A 17,792-nucleotide genomic window follows, 5' to 3' on the forward strand; every position below is an offset into this window, starting at 1 on the left:
GCTGGTGGTTGCAGCGCCACGGCCTGCTGCCCGGGGTCGGCCACGACCTGGCCACCGGCACCGCGCAGCGCCGACCGTTCCTGCTGCAGGACGGCAGCCGGGTGTTGCTCAATGCGCAAAGCCGGGTCGACCTGGCGTTCAGCCCACAGCAGCGCACGCTGATTCTGCGTGAAGGCGCGCTGAACATTCAGGTGGCACCGGACCCGAGCCGGCCACTGGTGATCCGCACCCCGTTCGGCGAGGCGCGTGCCCTGGGCACCCGTTTCAGCGTGATCCTGAGTGAGCGCGACGCACAGGTCTGGGTCCAGGAATCGCGGGTGCAACTCACGGTCCCCGGCCACCGCTCGCTGACCCTCGGCGCCGACCAGGGCGCGCTGCTCGAGCCACGGGGCATCCGCCCTCTGGACCCGCGCCAGGCCACGGCCAATGCCTGGGAAACCGGGCAACTGGTGGTCCACGATCAAGCCCTGGGCGAGGTGCTCGACGCCTTGCGCGCCTATCACCGCGGCTGGTTGCGCATCAGCCCGTCGGCCGCGGCGCTGCGGGTGACGGGGGTGTTCGCCCTGGACGACAGCGAGCAGGCCCTGCGCTCGTTGCAGGAGGTGCTGCCGATCAAGGTCGAGCAACACCTGGGCTGGTGGACTCAGGTCAGCCTGCGATAAATATTTTTCCCTGCCCCTTAATAATCCGGCTGCTCGCGTCACATAGCTGGCATCGACCATCCCACGGGAACGCTGCCATGCACCGTCCATATCGCTTGACCCTGACGCCCCTGGCGTTCGCCCTGTCCCTGACCGCCCTGCACAGCGTCGCCGACCCCGCCCCCACCAGCGATGTCCGCCAGCACCTAGTGGACTTCGACCTGCCGGCCGGCCCCCTGGACCAGACCCTGACCGCCATTGCCCGCCTGAGCGGACGCGGAATCGTCCTCAGCGCGCCCCTGAGCCGTGGCCTGAATGCCCCAGCCCTGAAGGGCCGCTACAGCGCCGAACAGGCCTTGCAGCAGGTGCTGCTGGGCTCGCCGCTGCAACCGGCGGTGACCGCCAGCGGCAGCCTCAGCGTCGAACCGCGCAGCGACGCCGCGCTGGAACTGTCGACCATCGACGTCACCGGCCTGGCCTACGCCCAGGATGCCTGGGGCCCGGCCCACAGCCGGGTGGCGCAACGCAGCGCGACCATGAGCAAGACCGACACCCCGATCAGTGAAATCCCCCAGGCGATCTCGGTGGTCACCCGTGAAGAGTTCACCGCCCGCCAGCACGACAGCCTCGCCGACGTCCTCAACTACACCGCCGGCGTGGTCAGCCAGCCCAATGGCTACAGCCGGGTGGCCGACGACTACCGGCTGCGTGGCTTCGATATCGGCCCGCGCACCGGCAGCGTGCTGCGCGACGGCATGAAAATGCAGAGCACCCAGTTTGAAGGCGGCCAGGAACCCTATGGCCTGGAACGGGTGGAAGTGCTCAAGGGCGCGTCTTCGGTGCTCTATGGGCAACTGGCCCCCGGCGGCCTGATCAACAGCGTCAGCAAGCGGCCGACCCTGGAGCCCCTGCACCAGTTGAACCTGGAGTACGGCAATCACCAGCGCCGGCAACTGGCCACCGACCACAGTGGTGCCCTCGATGACGAGGGCCGCTTCAGCTACCGGCTCACGGCGCTGTATCGCAACAGTGGCACCCAGTACTCGGGAATCGACGACGACAAGCAGTACATCGCCCCGGCCCTGGCCTGGCAGATCGACGAAGACACCCGCCTGACCCTGCTCGCCAGCCATCAGCGCACCCAGACCAGCCTGACCCCGCCGATCAACTACAACCTGACCACCTACAGCGCCACCCCCGGCTACAAGGTGCCCTACGATCTGTTCGCCGGCGAGCCGGGCTTCGACGACTACGATGGCACCCTGCAGACCTTCGGCTATCTGCTGGAGCGCCGCCTGGGCGAGCAACTGCAAGTGCGTCACGCCCTGCGTTACTTCGAGTCGCGCAGTGACTACGACTACATCACCCTCAACAGCAGCCGGGTCAGCGGGCCGAACCTGTCGAGCCTGTCGCGCAGCTACAACTCCCGGGAAGACATCGCCACCGGCTGGACCAGCGACAGCAGCCTGCAATGGGACTTCAGCAGCGGACGCTGGCAGCACACGCTATTGAGCGGGGTCGACTACTACCGCAAGACCTACGACAGCCACCGTTTCAGCGGCGCCGCCCCGGCCCTGGACCTGGCCAACCCGGTGTTCGGCAACCTGCCCCAGGTCAACCGCAGCATCGACCGTGGCTCGGACCTGCACAGCCAGCAGGTGGGCCTGTATGTGCAGGAACAGGCCAAGTTCGACGAGCGCTGGGTGGTGATGGCCGGCCTGCGCCATGACTGGGCCGAGAACGACACCCGGACCTTCCGCGACGGCGTCCACAGCCGCACCGACGACCGCAAGACCACCGGCCGCATCGGCCTGGTGTACTTGGCGGACAATGGCGTGGCGCCCTACATCAGCTACAGCCAGTCGTTCCTCCCGGCCGCCGGCACCGACAGCGCCGGCCAGGCGTTCGCGCCCACCGAGGGCGAACAGTACGAAATCGGCCTGCGCTACCAGCCTCCGGGCCAGGAACTGATGATCAGCGCCGCGCTGTACCAACTGACTCAGAAAAACGTCCTGAGCTCGATCCCCGGCAGTGACTTCGACGAGCAGACCGGCAAGGAACGCAGCACCGGTTTCGAACTGGAAGCCAAGGCCCAGTTGACTCCGCTGCTGGCCCTCAATGCCTCCTACGCCTACACCGACGCGCACATCATCGCCGACAACGATACGTTGCTCGAAGGCTCGCGCATCGAAGGCACGCCCTATCACTCCGCCGCGCTGTGGCTCGACTATCGCCTGACCGCCCTCGGCCTGCCGCGCATGACCCTGGGCAGCGGCGTGCGCTACAACGGCACCACTCACACCCAGCCCAGCATCAGCGACCGCAAGATCCCGGCCTACGCCCTGTTCGATGCGCGCCTGAGCTATGCCCTGGATGAGCACTGGGAACTGAGCGCCCGCGCGCAAAACCTCAGCAACCAACGCTACCTGTATTGCGCCAACGCCTGCCGTTACGGCGACGAGCGCAACCTGGTGGGGGCCATCAGTTACAACTGGTAGGGCCTTGGACCAAACGCCCTGGGTGATACCGACAGCACCGCGACGGGTGCAGTCGCGTTGCCGTCTGCGCAAAGGCTGCTTTACTCAGTCAACCCGACGCTGTGCCCGTCGTCCCTGGTGCGTGAAGGCAACCAGGGGCCGGCGGGCGATTCATGAGGAAACCCCGATGGAACGCCTGACTGCGCAAGACTTCAGCCCCGAACTGCTGGAACTCTACGACTACTACGCCCACGGCAAGATCAATCGCCGCCAGTTTCTCGACCGGGCAGCGGCCTTTACCCTGATGGGCATGACTGCCAGCGCAACCCTGGTCGCCTTGAGCCCCAACTATGCGCTGGCCGAGCAAGTGGCCTTTACCGACCCGGACATCGTTGCCCAATACATCACCTACCCCTCGCCCAAGGGCCATGGCCAGGTGCGGGCCTACCGGGTGCACCCGGCCAAGGCCAGCGGCAAGGTGCCGACGGTGGTGGTGGTGCACGAAAACCGTGGCCTCAACCCCTATATCGAGGATGTGGCGCGGCGGCTGGCCAAGGCCGGCTACATCGCCCTGGCCCCGGACGGCCTGAGTTCGGTAGGCGGTTACCCGGGCAATGACGACCAGGGCCGCGAACTGCAAGCCAAGATCGATCCGCAAAAGCTGATGAATGATTTTTTCGCCGCCGTCGAGTGGCTGATGAAGGACCCGGCCGGTACCGGCAAAGTCGGGATCACCGGCTTCTGCTATGGCGGCGGCGTGGCCAATGCCGCAGCGGTGGCCTACCCCGAGCTGGCGGCCGCCGTGCCGTTTTACGGACGCCAGCCCAAGACCGAAGACGTGGCGCGGATCAAGGCGCCGCTGCTGCTCCACTACGCCGAACTCGACAGCGGAATCAACGAAGGCTGGCCCGCCTACGAAAAAGCCCTGAAAGCCGGCGGCAAGACCTATGAGGCCTACGTTTACCCGGGGGTCAACCATGGCTTTCACAACGACTCCACGCCGCGCTACGACGAAGCCGCCGCCAACCTGGCCTGGGAGCGAACCCTGGCCTGGTTCAAACGTTATCTCGCCTAATCCCACCTGCAGCCGCTGCCGAGGCACGCGGCTGCGCTGACCATCACGGGCTGCGGCGGCGGTAGAAGCTGGCGGCCAATACCAGGAATATCAGGCTGCCGGTGGCGACCTGCTGCCAGTAGAAGTTCCAGCCGATCAGCAGCAAGCCATTGGCAATCACATTGATAAACAGCACCCCCAACAAGGTGCCCAGTACATTCGGCCGGCCCTGGCGGCTGAGGGTGGTGCCCATGAACACCGCGCCGATGGCGTTGATCAAAAAGGCATTACCCGACATCGGCACATAGGCATTGACCGTGGAGCTGAGCAGAATCCCCGCCACCGCGCAGGCCAGCGCGCTGCCGACAAATACCCGGGCCAGGATCCGCCGGGGCGACAGGCCCGAGTAATACGCCAGCTGCGGCTGCGCGCCCACCGCCTGGATCTCGCGACCCAGCCTGCCCCGTGCCAGCACCAACCCATAACCACCGGCCAGCGCCGCCACCAGGTACAGCGGCAGCGGGATGCCCAGCAGCAACAGGCTGCTGATGCCGGGCAACACGTCCTTGGCGATGTAGATCGGCTGGCCGCCATCCGACAGCAACTGCTGGACGCTGGTGCCGATAAACAGCGTGCCCAGGGTCGCCAGGAACGGCGTGATCCGCAGCCCGGCAATCAGCAGCGCATTGAACAGCCCGGCGCCGGCTCCTGCCGCCAGGGCCACCAGAATCGCCAGGCCCAGGCCAAGCCCGGCATTCAGGCTGACCACAAAACCCAGGCTGGCAAAGTCCAGCGCGGTGCCCACCGACAGGTCGATGCCACCGGCGGCCACGGCCCAGGTCATGCCGATGGCGACCACCGCCAGCAACACAAAGTTATTGAGCACCAGGCTCGACAGGTTGCCCACGCTGAGAAAGCCCGGGGCGCTCAACGCGAAAAACAGCACAATGCCCAGCACCAGCAACGGCAGGATCGCCGGCAGCAGGCGCTCGAGCAGGGCCACGGCACGCGGGCGCGGGTTCAGGGTCAGGCCGCTCATGGGTGGCCCTCCTGCTTGGCCACGGCGGCGGAAAACGCCACCACCAGCAAAATCAGCACGCCCTGCACGCCATTGACCCAGAAGCTGGAGATGTTCAGCAGTTGAAAGCCGTTGATCAAAAAGCCCAGGAGCAAGGTGGCGAGCAGGGTCCCGGGAATATTCGCCGTCAGGCGCCGGGAAAACACCACACCGAGGAAGGTGATGGCCACCACCGACAGCAGCATCTCGCCCGAACCGGTGGTGCTGCCGCTGAAAAACGCCGCCGAACACAGGGCCGCGACCGCCGCGCAGGCGCCGGCGATCAGGTAACTGGAAAACACATAGCGCTTGAGCCCCAGGCCCGCCGCCCGCGCCGCCTCGGGGTATTCGCCGACCGCGTACAGGCGCAGGCCGTAGGTGCTGTGCTGAATCAACAGGGTCAGCAGCGCCGCCACCGCCAACAGCACCCAGGCCAGGGCTGGCACCCCGAGCCAGTCACCAAAGGCCAGCGACTCCAGCAGCGCGGACTCGGTGGGCAGCACGCTGTTCTGGGTCAGCACCAGTTCCAGGCCGGCCACCAGGTTCATGCTGGCCAGGGTCGCGAGCAGCGGCGGCAGGCCCAGCAGCAATACCGCCAGGCCATTGAAAGCTCCCACCAGCACCCCGCAGGCCAAGGTCAGGGACAGCGCCTGCCAGGCCTCGCAGCCTTGATTGTTCAGGCTGCTGTAGACCGCCGCGCACAGCCCCAGGTTGGCGGCCAGCGACAGGTCGAGGCCGCCGGAGACCACGTGATTGCCACCGCCGATCACCACGCAGGTCAGGCCAAAGGCAAGAATCCCGAGGATCGCCGACTGGGCGAAGACATTGGCGATATTGCCGGCGCTGATAAAGTTTGGCGCGGTCAAGGCAAACACCAGCAGGATCAGGCCGAACACCAGCAACGAACCGCGCTGCGCCAGCCTGGGCAACAGGAGGTTCGCCGGTTCGGCAGCCGGTCGGGCAAGGGCTTCAAGACGGGACATCGGCAGTTTCCTTTTTCACTACAGGCAGGTGCGCCGGAGCCTGGGCCGGCCGCTCGCCAGAGCCGGTGGCACATCTGAGCAATTGCTCGCTGTCGGTGGCACGCGCGTCGAATTCGCCGGCGATGCGGCCACGGTGCATCACCAGGATCCGATGACTGATGCCAATCAACTCCGGCAAGTCCGAAGACAGCACCAGCACCGCCGCACCGCTCTCGGCCAGGCGCGCGATCAGGCGGTAGATTTCCACCTTGGCCCCGATATCGATGCCCACGCTCGGCTCGTCCAGCAGGTACAACGACGAGTGCCGGCTCAGCCACTTGGCCAGCGCCACCTTTTGTTGATTGCCACCGCTGAGCTGCTGCACCGGCGCATCGGGGCCAGTGGTCTTGATCGCCAACTCGTCGATCAGGCGCCGGCTTTCCCGGGCCTGCGCCCCTCGGTCCAGCAGCCCCCAGCGGCTGAAGGTGCCGAGGCTGGCCAGGGTGATGTTTTCCAGCACCGACAACAGCGGCGCCACCCCATGGCTGCGGCGCTCTTCGGGCACCAGGGCGATGCCGTGGCGCACCGCATCCGCTGGCGACTGCAAGCGCAGGGGCTGGCCGTGCAGGCGCATTTCGCCGCGCTCGGGGAGGCCCAGGCCGAACAGGCTTTTCAACAGTTCCTTGGCCCCGGAGCCCACCAGGCCGGTCAAGCCCAGCACTTCGCCGCGGTGCACCCGGAGGTCGATGGCGTCATAGGCGTGCCCTGCCCCGAGCTGGTTGAGCTGCAACACCGGAGCGCCCGGCACCGCACGGGTACGCGGGTACATGTCAGCGACGTCGCGGTTGACCATCAGCCGCGCGATCTGCGCGGTGCTGGTGCTGGCCGGGTCCACCACGGCCACGTCGCGGCCGTTGCGCAGCACCGTGACCTGATCGCACAGCGCTTCGATTTCCTGCAAGTAATGGGAGATGTAGAGGATCGACAGGCCCTGGCTGCGCAGGCGACGGATGATGCCCAGCAACTGATCCACCTCACGCTTGACCAGGGACACGCTGGGCTCGTCGAACACCAGTATTTTCGGCTTGGCGAGCAAGGCTCGGGTGATTTGCAGCACCTGGCGCTGGGCGCTGTCGAGGTCGCGGACCAGGGCCCCGGCCGGGAACTGCAGATCAAAATAATCGCGCAGCAAACGCGCCGCCTCGCGCTCCTGGGCGCGGCGATCGACAAAGGGCCCACGGCGGATTTCATGCCCGAAAAACAGCGCTTCGCCGACGCTGAAGCTGGCCGGCAGCAGCCGTTCCTGATGAATAAAGTGCACGCCCAGGGCCTCGACCTGACGCGGCGTCGGCGCCTGCAAGGCGTGGCCGTCGATGCTCAGGCTGCCGGCGTCCGCGCGGTGGATGCCGGCCAGGACCTTGATCAGGGTCGACTTGCCGGCCCCGTTTTCCCCTACCAGCCCATGCACCGTGCCGCGCTCCACGCGCAGGCTCGCACCGTCCAGGGCCTGGGTGGCCCCGAAGCGCTTGTACAGGTCCTTCAGGTGCAGGGCTGGGGTCACTGATCGCCCCTCAGTTGCAGCACCTCAGGCAGGTTGGCGGCAGTGGTGAGCAGGGTCGCGACCTGGGTTTCCTTCGGCAGGTCGCGCTGCCCGGCCAGGTAGCGGGCCACGTTTTGCACCGCTGTCTTGCCAATCAGCGTCGGCTGTTGCGCGACCACCGCGCCGATCGGCGAATGCTCGCGCTTGAGCAGGTCGAGCACCTCCGGCGTACCGTCCACACCGTAGGTCTTGATCTCGGTGCGGCCGGCATCCACCAGGGCCTTGCTCGCGCCCAGCTGCGGAATATCCCAGGCCGACCAGATCGCGGTCACGCTGCCCTTGGGGTACTTGTTGAGCAGCGCCGAGACTTGCGAATAGGCGTCCTGCACGGTGTTGGGGATCACGTCCCGCAGCTCGGGCTCGATGATTTTCAGGTTCGGCTGATCCTTGAGCGCCAGCTTCAACTGGTCGTAGCGGATGGCGCACACCGGCACCCCGTAGAAACCGTTGAACACCAGGATATTGCCCTGGCCCGAGGCGTCCTTGATCAACTGCTCGGCCAGGGCCTTGCCCGTGGCGACGTTGTCGGACGTGGTGTTGTTCAGGCTGTACTGCGACGGTGCGTCGATGGTGAACAGCGGGATACCGGCCTTGCTGATGCGCTTGAGCCAGGGGTCGATCACGCTCAGGGTGCCGAGGGTCTGGATCACCGCATCGGGCTTTTGCGTGACCACGGTCTGCAACTGATTGACCAGGTTCTTATCGTTGCGCCCGGCGTCCAGGGTGATCGGCGTGCCGCCCAGGCGCTTGACCTCGTCGACCTGGGCCTGGAAGGCCTTGATGTCGAAGTAGTGACTGGTGCCGGTCATGCTGATCGCGATGCGCTTGCCGGCCAGCGAAGGGACATCGCTGTCGTCGGCGTGGGCGGTCGTGGCCAGGCTGGCGGCCACCAGGGCACACGCCAGCAGGCGCCATGAGGCAGTCAGGCGCGACCGCGAAAAAACAGAAACGGCGTCAGGCATCCAGGTAGCTCCAATGATTGCGGGGGAATGATCCTCGGCAAGCCATTGCACAGGCCATGCCCAAACCCTGGCAGTCGTTGTTGCTGCGCCCCCAGGCCACGGCAGCGGCCGCTCTGCGCCGGGCTCGCGCTACCGATAATCAACACCCCGTGGCGGCAGGCACGGGGCGTGGACGGGCAAATTGCCGAATCGCTGTTGCCAGGCCAACAGTTGCCCCGGGGAGCTGCGCGCCCTACTCGATCAGCGGCACCTTGGCTGCACGCCGGTAAGGACCGTATTCCACCGGCACCCACTGGAACTGCTTGCCCTGGGCGGTGATGTGGCCGATGCCGGGGAACGGCAGGTGCGCCGCGCTGACCCAGGTCTTGCTCGCGGCGGCGGCACTGAAGACCTTGGCCCGGCTCTGGATCGCCTGCTGGCCGTCGACGTCGAAACCGATGGAGACCTCGGGATGCTCGAACTGCACCGCCAGGTTATGCACCAGGTCGCCCATGAACAGGATGCTCTGGCCCTGGGAAGTGAAGCGGTAAGTGGTGCTGCCCGGGGTGTGCCCGGGTTCCAGCACGGCGTCGACACCGGGCACCGGCGACTGGCCGGGGGCGAAGGTCTTGAAGCGGCCGGCGGCCACATAAGGCGCGGTGGAGTCCTGGGCGATCTTGAAGTAGGCCTTGGCGCCTTCGGGGGCTTTGGCCAGGGCCTGGGGATCGAGCCAGTAGGCGGCCTCGGCCTGGGCCGCGAACACCGTCGCCTTGGCGAAAACCGGCTGCTGCCCGGCGTCGACCAGGCCGCACACGTGATCCAGATGCAGGTGGGTCAGCAGGATGCTGTCGACCTGGGATGGGTCATAGCCGGCAGCCTTGATATTGGCCGAGAGCATGCCGGCGGTGGCGCCGATGCACTGGCCGGCGCCGGTGTCCACCAGGATCAACTGCTTGCCGGTGTTGATCAGGAACGCATTGAACGCGGTCTGCACCCCCGGGGTTTCTATGGAGCGCCGGGCCAATAGCGCGCGGATCTTGCTCTGGCTCAGGCCCTTGAGCAAGGTCGGCGACAGGTCGTTATAGCCGTCGAACAGCGCCGTCACCTCGTAATCCCCCACCGCCAGGCGGAAGTAACCCGGCACCTGGGTGCCGACCTGGGCCGGGGCCTCGGCCAGGGAGATACCGGACGCCAATGCCAGCGTCAGGCCGAGCGTGCCCACCAGAGATTTTTTCATGCCGTTACCCTTGATCGAGTGGAAACAGGCAGCCCGCCTTCGGACCGCCCCATGCCCTCGATCTTGCGCCCTGGGGCAATGAGTTAATTGCAGCGATGTGCTGACTTGTTGCCCCCTACCCGCCGGCCTCGCCAAACACCGCGACGATGTCTTCGATCACTGCCCGCACCCTTGCCGTGTGGCGCAAGTCGGCGTGGGTCACCAGCCATACGTCATAGGGCGTAGCGCGATTGCGCTCCGGCCATAGCCGCACCAGGCCGTCGCGCTGGCCCATGGGCACCGGGATCTCCCCCAGGCCGAGACCGGCACCAATCGAGCGCCGCACCAGCAGGCTGGAGCTGAGGCTGGCGACAATGCGCCCGCCGGTCATGGGCTCCGCGACCAGGGTCAGGTCCTTGTTGCCCTGCAGATAGGGTTGATACACCACCAGGTCATGCCCGGCGAACGCCGAACCCGGCTCGGGCACGCCGTGGGCCTCGACATACGCCCGGGAGGCAAACAGCCCCACCGGCCAGCGGGCGATGCGCCGGGCGATCAGGTCCGGGTTATCCGGCCGGGTGTTGCGCACCGCGATGTCGGCTTCGCGCTTGGCCAGGCTGAGGATCTGCGTCGAGGCGTCCAGTTGCACCCGCACCTCGGGGTGCCGCTGATGCAGGCGGGCCATCGCCGGGATCAGGAAATCAATGGCCAGAGAGTCGGTGGTGCTGACCCGCACACTGCCGGTCAGGCGATCGTCCAGGCCCTGGATCTGCCGCTCCAGCTCCAGGGCCGAATGCTCCATTTTCTCCACCGCCTGCAACGCCGCTTCCCCCACTGCGGTCAGGGCATAGCCGTCGGAGGTGCGCAGAAACAGGGTCGCGCTCAGGGATTTTTCCAGGGCCGTGACGCGCCGTCCGACCGTGGCCTGATCCACTCCCAGCACCCTTGCCGCACCGCGCAGCGTCGACTCGCGGCACACCGCCAGAAACACCCGAGCGTCATCCCAATTCATTGATTTGCTCCTAATGCGCTCTCAAGCGTGATGCATATACGCATCACAACCGCGCGAAATCGCAGCATTATTGCATCGTTCAGGGTGGTTATGCTGGGCGCCTGAATCAACCCACAGGACCTTTGTCATGCACAGCCCCTCTGCTGCCCCGGACGCCCGGCGCCAGGCCATCTGGCTGCCAATCTTCGCCGGCCTCTGCGCCAGCCTGGTCGGCATCGGCCTGGCACGGTTCGCCTACACCCCGTTGATCCCGGCATTGATCCAGGCCCAGTGGTTTTCCGCAGGCGATGTGGTGTATTTGGGCGCTGCCAACCTGGTGGGCTACCTGCTCGGTGCCTTGCTCGGCCGGCCCCTGGCCCGGCACACCTCCAACACCCACGCCCTGCGCCTGATGATGCTGGCGGTAACCCTGGCGTTTTTTGCCTGTGGTTTTCCGCTGTCGGTGGTCTGGTTCTTCGGCTGGCGCCTGCTGTCGGGGATTGCCGGTGGCGCGATCATGGTGCTGGTGGCCTCGACCGTGCTGCCCCATGTGCCGGCGGCGCGTCGGGGCCTGGCCAGCGGTGCGATCTTCCTCGGCATCGGTCTCGGCATTGCCGGCTCCGGGACCTTGGTGCCACCGCTGCTGAGCCTGGGCCTGCAACAAACCTGGTGGGGCCTGGGGCTGTTGTCGCTGCTGTTGAGCGCGGCCACCTGGTTCGCCTGGCCGACAGCGGACCAGCCCCCAGCAGCGCCTGTCGCAACCCCGGCGCCCGCGGCCAGCCACGACCCGAATGTCTACCTGCTGTTCGCTCAATACGCCTTTATGGCCGCCGGGCTGGTGCCGGCCATGGTGTTCCTGGTGGATTACGTGGCTCGCGGCCTGGGCGCCGGGCCGCACATTGGCGCGCTGATCTGGGTCCTGTACGGCCTGGGCGCGATCATCGGCCCGGTGAGTTACGGCTTTCTGGCCGACCAGTTGGGCGCCCGGCTGAGCATGCGCCTGGTGCTGGTGGTGCAGGCGATTGCCATGGGCCTGCTGGCGGTGTCCAGTTCCTTCAGCCTGCTGGCGGTGCTGGCGCTGATTCTCGGCTCGTTTCCGCCGGGCATCGTGCCGTTGGCCCTGGCCCGGGTGCATGAGCTGATCCCCCGGCATCACCTGCAACAGATCGCCTGGAGCCGCGCCACGGTGTCGTTCGCCACCTTCCAGGCCATCGCCGGTTTCGCCTACTCGAGCCTCTTCAACGCCAGCGGCGGCCAGCATGCCCTGCTGTTTCTCATCGCCGCCGGCGCCCTGCTCATCGCCCTGTTGCTGGAACCGGCGCTGCGCCTGGTGCAACGCCGCGAGCGACTGGAGCCGGCATTGAACTGAATCACCGGGCCCCGACTGCGGTCCCACCCCTGAACCCTTTGCCACAAGGACATCGACATGCACCTGCCCCAGACCATGACCCTGATTGAAATCACCGAACCCGGCGGCCCCGACGTGCTGCAACCGCGCGAGGTTCCGCTGCCGGCGCCGGGCCCGGGTGACGTGCTGATTCGCGTGCACGCCGCCGGCGTCAACCGCCCCGATGTGCTGCAGCGCAGTGGCCATTACCCGATGAAACCCGGAATGAACCCGAACCCCGGGCTCGAGGTGGCGGGTGAAGTGGTGGCCCTGGGCACCGGCGTCAGCCAGTTCGCCCTCGGCGATCGGGTCTGCGCCCTGACCAATGGTGGCGGTTACGCCCAGTACTGCGCGGTGCCGGCCGGGCAGACCTTGCCGATCCCCGGTGACCTGTCGTGGATCCAGGCCGCAGCGATTCCGGAGACCTTCTTTACCGTGTGGGCCAACCTGTTCAGCATCGGCGGCGCCGACAAGGGCCAGCGGGTACTGATTCACGGTGGCACCAGCGGCATCGGCACCACCGCGCTGATGCTGTGCCAGGAGCTGGGCATCGAGGCCTTCGCCACCGCCGGCAGCGCCGACAAATGCGCGGTGATCCGCCAGTTGGGCGCCGAGCCGATCAACTACCGCGAGCAGGATTTTGCCCAGGTCATCGCAGAAAAAACCGCGGGCCAGGGGGTGAATGTGATTCTCGACATCATGGGCGGCTCCTACCTCAACAGTAACGTCGCGGCCCTGGCCCTCGAAGGGCGCCTGGTGATGCTGGGCTTTCTCGGCGGCGCCCGGGCCAAGGACATCGACCTGATGGCGATCATGGGCAAGCGCGCGGTGGTCACCGGTTCGCTGCTGCGCCCGCGCACCGGCGCCGAAAAAGCCGCCATCGCCGCGCACCTGCAGCAGCACGTATGGCCGGCGCTGGCGGCCGGCCGCTGCCTGCCGATGATCGACAAGGTCTATCCCTACAGCGAGGCGGCCCGGGCCCACGAACGCATGGAAGGCGGCGAGCATATCGGCAAGATCGTGTTGCAGGTGGCTTGAAGGTCGCCGGTGCGGGTGCCGCTCAGCCGGCCACCAGCAGCCGATCCTCGAGGACCACACTGATCCCGCCCTGGCGCCACAACTCGAAGTAGCGGGAAAAATCGATGTCCAGGGCAATCAGCGGCGCGGCGATGTACCAGGCCAGGTAATAGTCGGCCGCGATGCCATACAGCGCTTCGAGCAAGGCGTGCACCTGGGCCTCGGCGTCCTTCAAGTCGTCGATCAGCGCATCGGCGATATGCTCGAACACCCAGGCATTGGGCACATCGTGCTGCAATAACGGGTACAGCTCATCACGACTGACGCACTGCACCTGTGGCTGCCAGTCGGGCTGCTCCGGCCAGGGGCCGCCCGTGGCCAGGCAGAAACGCGCCTGCTCGTGCCACCACGCCAGCGCCGCGTCCTTGAGCCGGGCCTGATCGGTGCCCGGGGTCGGCAACAGATACAGGCTGCGCTCCAGGGATCCGGCCGCCAGCACCTGGCGCACCCGCTCCTGGATGGCCAGGGCCTGGGGAAAGCCGGACAGAATTCGGCTCACCTGCGAATCCTCCGGGTGCGCCTTGAACAGCCCGAGAAAATGCGACTTGTCGAAGTCAGCCCGACCCTGACGGTAGGCGAGCCAGTCATCCAGCAATGAGCTCATGGACAGGCGCCCGTCCGGAGTCCTGTGGCGGTCACTCAATGCACCGCCCGCGTCACCAGAAAACTCACCAACTGCGGGTCGTCATCCAGCTCGATGGCTTGCACCGGACGCGGCAGGTCGTCGAGCACCGCGCGCCAGAACGCCTGGGAGGCTTCGTCCTGGTCATAGAAACGCACCAGCCAATTGCTCTCGCCACTGGTCAGCACCTGAGTCGCCAGGGCGCGGCCGATGCCCTTGCGCCGGTAGCGTTTGAGAATAAACAGGTCCGCCAACTCCAGGGCGTTCAACCCCGGTAATTCACTGCCCTCGATCAACAGGAAACCGGCGATATAGCCGTCGACCAGCAGCAAGTTGGCGCTCCACTGCGGCTCTTGCCAGTAGCGGGCCAAGTGCTCCTCGTGGATGTAAAAACGCCCGTCCGGCTCCACGTCTTCCTGCTCCCAGTCTGAAGACTCGTAGGCATAGAACTGATAGAGGTTGCGGATCAGCTCGGCGTGCTCGGGCCCGGTCTGGATCAACTCGACAGTGGTATCGCTCATGACGTGGCCTCGTGCGTGAATCGACGAGGCAAACAGGTATCGGCAATCGACGGCATGCATATCTCGGTAACTGGACAAATGACAGGGGCGCTGACGGGCGCCCCCTTGAATGGGCCGCCATTGTTTACAAAACCGGGCGCCAACGCCATCGCAAACAATGAGGAAAGCTGCTGCGCGCATTTCTTCTTGAGCCAGCGGCCATAACCCTGACCTATTCAGCATAAACCTGGCTGCGGGCCATATCTGGCTTGCAGGGTCACTCTTGGCCTGATTTTTATTCCTTTATTTTCAATAGGTTGTCGACATTCGAGCCAGAACAGACCCGAAAAGCCGGCGATAAAAACACCTGGCGCCATTTGGCGAGTTTAAAGACCGTCAAAAGCGGCCAAATAAAAATCATAAGCCGTTGTTTTTAAATGACAAATACAAGAAAAAAGAAAGGCTGGCACAGCGTTTGCGATAAGGCTCGGGTCATCAGCGATGGCATCACGGCCCATCAAGCCTTACTCGTCAGCCTACAAGGAAGCAGCCAATGTCTACTCCCGCCTACATCAGTATCCAGGGCAAGACCCAGGGCAATATCACCCAGGGCGCCTTCACCGCCGACTCCGTCGGCAACGTTTACCAGGAAGGCCATGAAGACCAGATCCTGGTCCAGGAAATCGAACACCTGATCGCCACCCCGACCGACCCACAAAGCGGCCAGCCCTCCGGCCAGCGTGTACACAAGCCGTTTATCTTCACCGCGCCGCTGAACAAGGCCACCCCGCTGCTGTACCAGGCCCTGGCCTCCGGCGAGATGCTCCCGGAAGTGGAAGTGAAGTGGTACCGCACCTCCACCGAGGGCAAGCAGGAGCACTTCTTCACCACCAAGCTGGAAGACGCCACCATCGTCAACATCAACGCCGCCCTGCCCCACGCCCAGGACCCGAGCAAGGCCGGTTACACCCAGTTGATCAGGGTCGCCATGGCCTACCGCAAGATCACCTGGACCCACGCCATCGCCGGCACCGAAGCCTCGGACGACTGGCGCAAACCGCAGGAATCCTGACCCCAGCTAAAGGCACGACCGACGCCCAGTGCGCCGGCCGTGCCGACGCGGTGCTGATCGATGATCCGGGCATTGGCCCCGGTTGCAACGGAGCCTGTCATGCCTACCCAATCCGACCTGCGTTTTACGTTCAGCATTGGTAACGAGTCTTTTGACGTTGTTGAGTTCACGTTGCATGAAGCGTTGTCCGAGACCTTTCATCTTTGCGTCGAGCTGACTAGCGCCAACCCGGCCATCGACTTCGGGCAGGTGCTGGATCGACCGGCGTTGCTGACGCTTTGGCATGGTGAGACGCCAGTGCGTTACGTACATGGAGCGGTGTCCTCCTTTGTCCAGCACGACAGCGGCTTCAGGCGCACACGCTATTCAGCCGTGGTCGAGCCGCGTCTGGCGCGGTTGAAGCTCAGTTCCGACTGGCGCATCTTCCAGACTCTTACCGTTCCGCAGATTACCGAGGCGGTGCTCAAGGCCCATGGTCTGACTCAGGACTACGAGCAACGGGTCACTAACGAGCATTTATCCCGCGAGTACTGCGTGCAGGCGGGCGATACGGACTACCACTTTGTCGAGCGCATCATGCGCGAGGAAGGGTTCTTTTATTCCTTTCGGCACAGTGCCGAAGGTCATCAACTGGTTCACAGCGATCGACTGTTTATCCACGGTCGGGTGGGCGATGAGCCCGTGCAATACAACCCCACCCCTGGCGGCGACCAGCCGCAACCCGCGTTACGCCGTTTTGCCTACAGCGAAAACGTGCGCACGGCACGCCAGACCCAGCGCGATTACACCTTCCTCCATCCCCGCTACAGCCACCAGCACAGCCGTGATGGCGTCGATCTTGATCACCAAGGCCGCCAGTACGAGCGTTACGATTATCCGGCTCGGGCCAAGTTCGACGAGGCCGGCAAGCCCTTCGCCGAGAACCGTCTGCGTGGTCATCGGCGTGATGCACGCATGGCCCTGGTCGAGGGCGATGATCCGCGTCTACAACCTGGAATTTCCTTCACTCTCACGGGCCACCCACGCGACGACATGAACCGTGGCTGGCGTCCGATCAGCATCGTTCACCATGGCAAACAGCACACCAGCCAGGCTGAAGAAAGCGCCGAGGCGCAACTCGGAACCCACTACAGTTACCAAGCCGAATTGGTGCCGGACGACGCCGAATGGCGCGCCGAACCGCTGCCTAAACCACTGATCGACGGGCCGCAAAATGCGCTGGTGGTCGGGCCACCAGGGGAAGAAATCTATACCGACGAATACGGTCGGGTGAAGGTGCAATTCCCCTGGGATCGCGAGGGCAAGCAGGACGAATACAGCTCCTGCTGGATCCGCGTCTCGCAAAATATCTCCGGCACTACCTGGGGCCATATGGCCATTCCGCGTATCGGTCAGGAAGTCATCGTGGACCATTTTGACGGCGACCCGGACCAGCCGATCATCACCGGCCGCACTTATAACCGCTTGCAACTGCCGCCCTACGAACTCCCCCGGCACAAAACCCGGATGACGATCAAGAGCAAAACCCACAAGGGCGAAGGCTTCAACGAACTGCGTTTCGAGGATGAAAAGGACCAGGAGGAAATCTACGTCCACGCGCAGAAAGACCAGAACATCCATATCAACCACGACGAGACGACTTTCGTGGGTCACGACCGCAGCGAACAGGTCGAGCACGATGAAAGCGTTTCTATCGGCCACGACCGCAAGGAAACAGTCGGCAACCACGAACAAGTGAACATCGGCCAGGACCGTCGCCACGACATCGGCCAGGACGACTCCCTGACCATCGGCCGCAACCACAGCATCCGCACCGGCAAAGACCGCACCGAAGAAGTCGGCAACCACCGCCGCGACAAGACCACCGCCAATCACTGGGTCAGCATCGGCGGCCATCAGCAACACAGCGTGGAAGGTCGGTCCGAACTACAAGCGGGTCAGGCGATTCGACATCGCTCGCAGGTGATCGACCTGCAGGCCGGGGAAATCGTCCGTCTGCGCGGCCCCGGCGGCACCATCACCTTGCACGATGGCGGCATCACCCTGGATGGCGTTGCCATCAACATCAAAGGCCCGATGACTCAACAGGGGGGTGGCAAGGGCAACTCGATGTCGTTGTTGAGCGACGTGGCAACAGGTGAAGAAGCGGACGCTTCTTTCCTCCCCTCTTTCTCCGGCGATGCCTAAGGAAACGC

15 protein-coding genes are annotated in these 17,792 nt (G+C 65.1%); 7 read left to right on the forward strand and 8 right to left on the reverse strand.

Annotation, left to right across the window (positions count from 1 at the left end):
• The 3 genes from CF161_RS21315 to yghX all read left to right on the forward strand — a co-directional run.
• On the forward strand, positions 1-662 hold a 662-nt coding region (locus CF161_RS21315), incomplete at its 5' end, for a FecR family protein (protein WP_020298680.1).
• Positions 663-739: 77 nt separating this feature from the next.
• Complete coding sequence (locus CF161_RS21320; RefSeq protein WP_020298681.1) at positions 740-3,139, forward strand: TonB-dependent siderophore receptor; 2,400 nt, start codon at positions 740-742, stop codon at positions 3,137-3,139.
• A 166-nt stretch (positions 3,140-3,305) separates the two neighbouring features.
• Entirely contained in the window at positions 3,306-4,193 is an 888-nt protein-coding gene (yghX, locus tag CF161_RS21325; protein WP_020298682.1) for a YghX family hydrolase, read from the forward strand.
• Between the two features lie 43 nt (positions 4,194-4,236).
• On the opposite strand, the gene CF161_RS21330 is transcribed toward yghX, so the two are convergent.
• The 6 genes from CF161_RS21330 to CF161_RS21355 all read right to left on the reverse strand — a co-directional run bounded on the left by CF161_RS21330 (position 4,237) and on the right by CF161_RS21355 (position 10,960).
• Positions 4,237-5,211, reverse strand: coding sequence for an ABC transporter permease (locus CF161_RS21330; RefSeq protein ID WP_020298683.1), 975 nt, complete (start codon positions 5,209-5,211; stop codon positions 4,237-4,239).
• Entirely contained in the window at positions 5,208-6,212 is a 1,005-nt protein-coding gene (locus CF161_RS21335) for an ABC transporter permease (protein ID WP_020298684.1), read from the reverse strand. The genes CF161_RS21330 and CF161_RS21335 overlap by 4 nt, the downstream gene beginning before the upstream one ends.
• Positions 6,199-7,752, reverse strand: a complete 1,554-nt coding sequence (locus CF161_RS21340) for a sugar ABC transporter ATP-binding protein (RefSeq protein WP_020298685.1) — start codon at positions 7,750-7,752, stop codon at positions 6,199-6,201. Before CF161_RS21340 ends, CF161_RS21335 begins: the two co-directional genes overlap by 14 nt.
• Positions 7,749-8,753, reverse strand: coding sequence for a sugar ABC transporter substrate-binding protein (locus CF161_RS21345; protein WP_020298686.1), 1,005 nt, complete (start codon positions 8,751-8,753; stop codon positions 7,749-7,751). The genes CF161_RS21340 and CF161_RS21345 overlap by 4 nt, the downstream gene beginning before the upstream one ends.
• Before the next feature lie 232 nt (positions 8,754-8,985).
• On the reverse strand, positions 8,986-9,969 hold the full coding sequence (locus CF161_RS21350; RefSeq protein ID WP_020298687.1) for an MBL fold metallo-hydrolase: 984 nt from the start codon (positions 9,967-9,969) through the stop codon (positions 8,986-8,988).
• Between the two features lie 115 nt (positions 9,970-10,084).
• A complete protein-coding gene (locus CF161_RS21355; protein WP_020298688.1) occupies positions 10,085-10,960 on the reverse strand; it encodes a LysR family transcriptional regulator in 876 nt (291 codons plus the stop codon).
• A gap of 127 nt (positions 10,961-11,087) precedes the next feature.
• Here CF161_RS21355 and CF161_RS21360 point away from each other — a divergent pair, with 127 nt between their 5' ends.
• Together CF161_RS21360 and CF161_RS21365 are read left to right on the forward strand one after the other, a co-directional pair.
• On the forward strand, positions 11,088-12,308 hold the full coding sequence (locus CF161_RS21360) for a YbfB/YjiJ family MFS transporter (protein ID WP_020298689.1): 1,221 nt from the start codon (positions 11,088-11,090) through the stop codon (positions 12,306-12,308).
• A 57-nt stretch (positions 12,309-12,365) separates the two neighbouring features.
• Complete coding sequence (locus CF161_RS21365) at positions 12,366-13,364, forward strand: NAD(P)H-quinone oxidoreductase (protein WP_020298690.1); 999 nt, start codon at positions 12,366-12,368, stop codon at positions 13,362-13,364.
• Between the two features lie 22 nt (positions 13,365-13,386).
• On the opposite strand, the gene CF161_RS21370 is transcribed toward CF161_RS21365, so the two are convergent.
• Both CF161_RS21370 and CF161_RS21375 read right to left on the reverse strand, forming a co-directional pair.
• Positions 13,387-14,007: a hypothetical protein gene (locus CF161_RS21370; RefSeq protein ID WP_020298691.1), complete on the reverse strand. Its 621-nt coding sequence runs from the start codon at positions 14,005-14,007 to the stop codon at positions 13,387-13,389.
• Positions 14,008-14,042: 35 nt separating this feature from the next.
• Positions 14,043-14,546 carry a GNAT family N-acetyltransferase gene (locus CF161_RS21375; protein WP_020298692.1) on the reverse strand — a complete coding sequence of 168 codons (504 nt, stop codon included), beginning with the start codon at positions 14,544-14,546 and terminating at the stop codon, positions 14,043-14,045.
• Positions 14,547-15,078: 532 nt separating this feature from the next.
• On the opposite strand from CF161_RS21375, the gene CF161_RS21380 reads away from it, so the two are divergent.
• Both CF161_RS21380 and CF161_RS21385 read left to right on the forward strand, forming a co-directional pair.
• A complete protein-coding gene (locus CF161_RS21380; protein ID WP_020298693.1) occupies positions 15,079-15,597 on the forward strand; it encodes an Hcp family type VI secretion system effector in 519 nt (172 codons plus the stop codon).
• A gap of 99 nt (positions 15,598-15,696) precedes the next feature.
• Entirely contained in the window at positions 15,697-17,784 is a 2,088-nt protein-coding gene (locus tag CF161_RS21385) for a type VI secretion system Vgr family protein (RefSeq protein WP_020298694.1), read from the forward strand.
• Positions 17,785-17,792 lie beyond the last annotated feature (8 nt).

Origin of the sequence: Pseudomonas sp. CF161 (genome assembly GCF_000416215.1) — a bacterium.
Lineage (GTDB): Bacteria > Pseudomonadota > Gammaproteobacteria > Pseudomonadales > Pseudomonadaceae > Aquipseudomonas.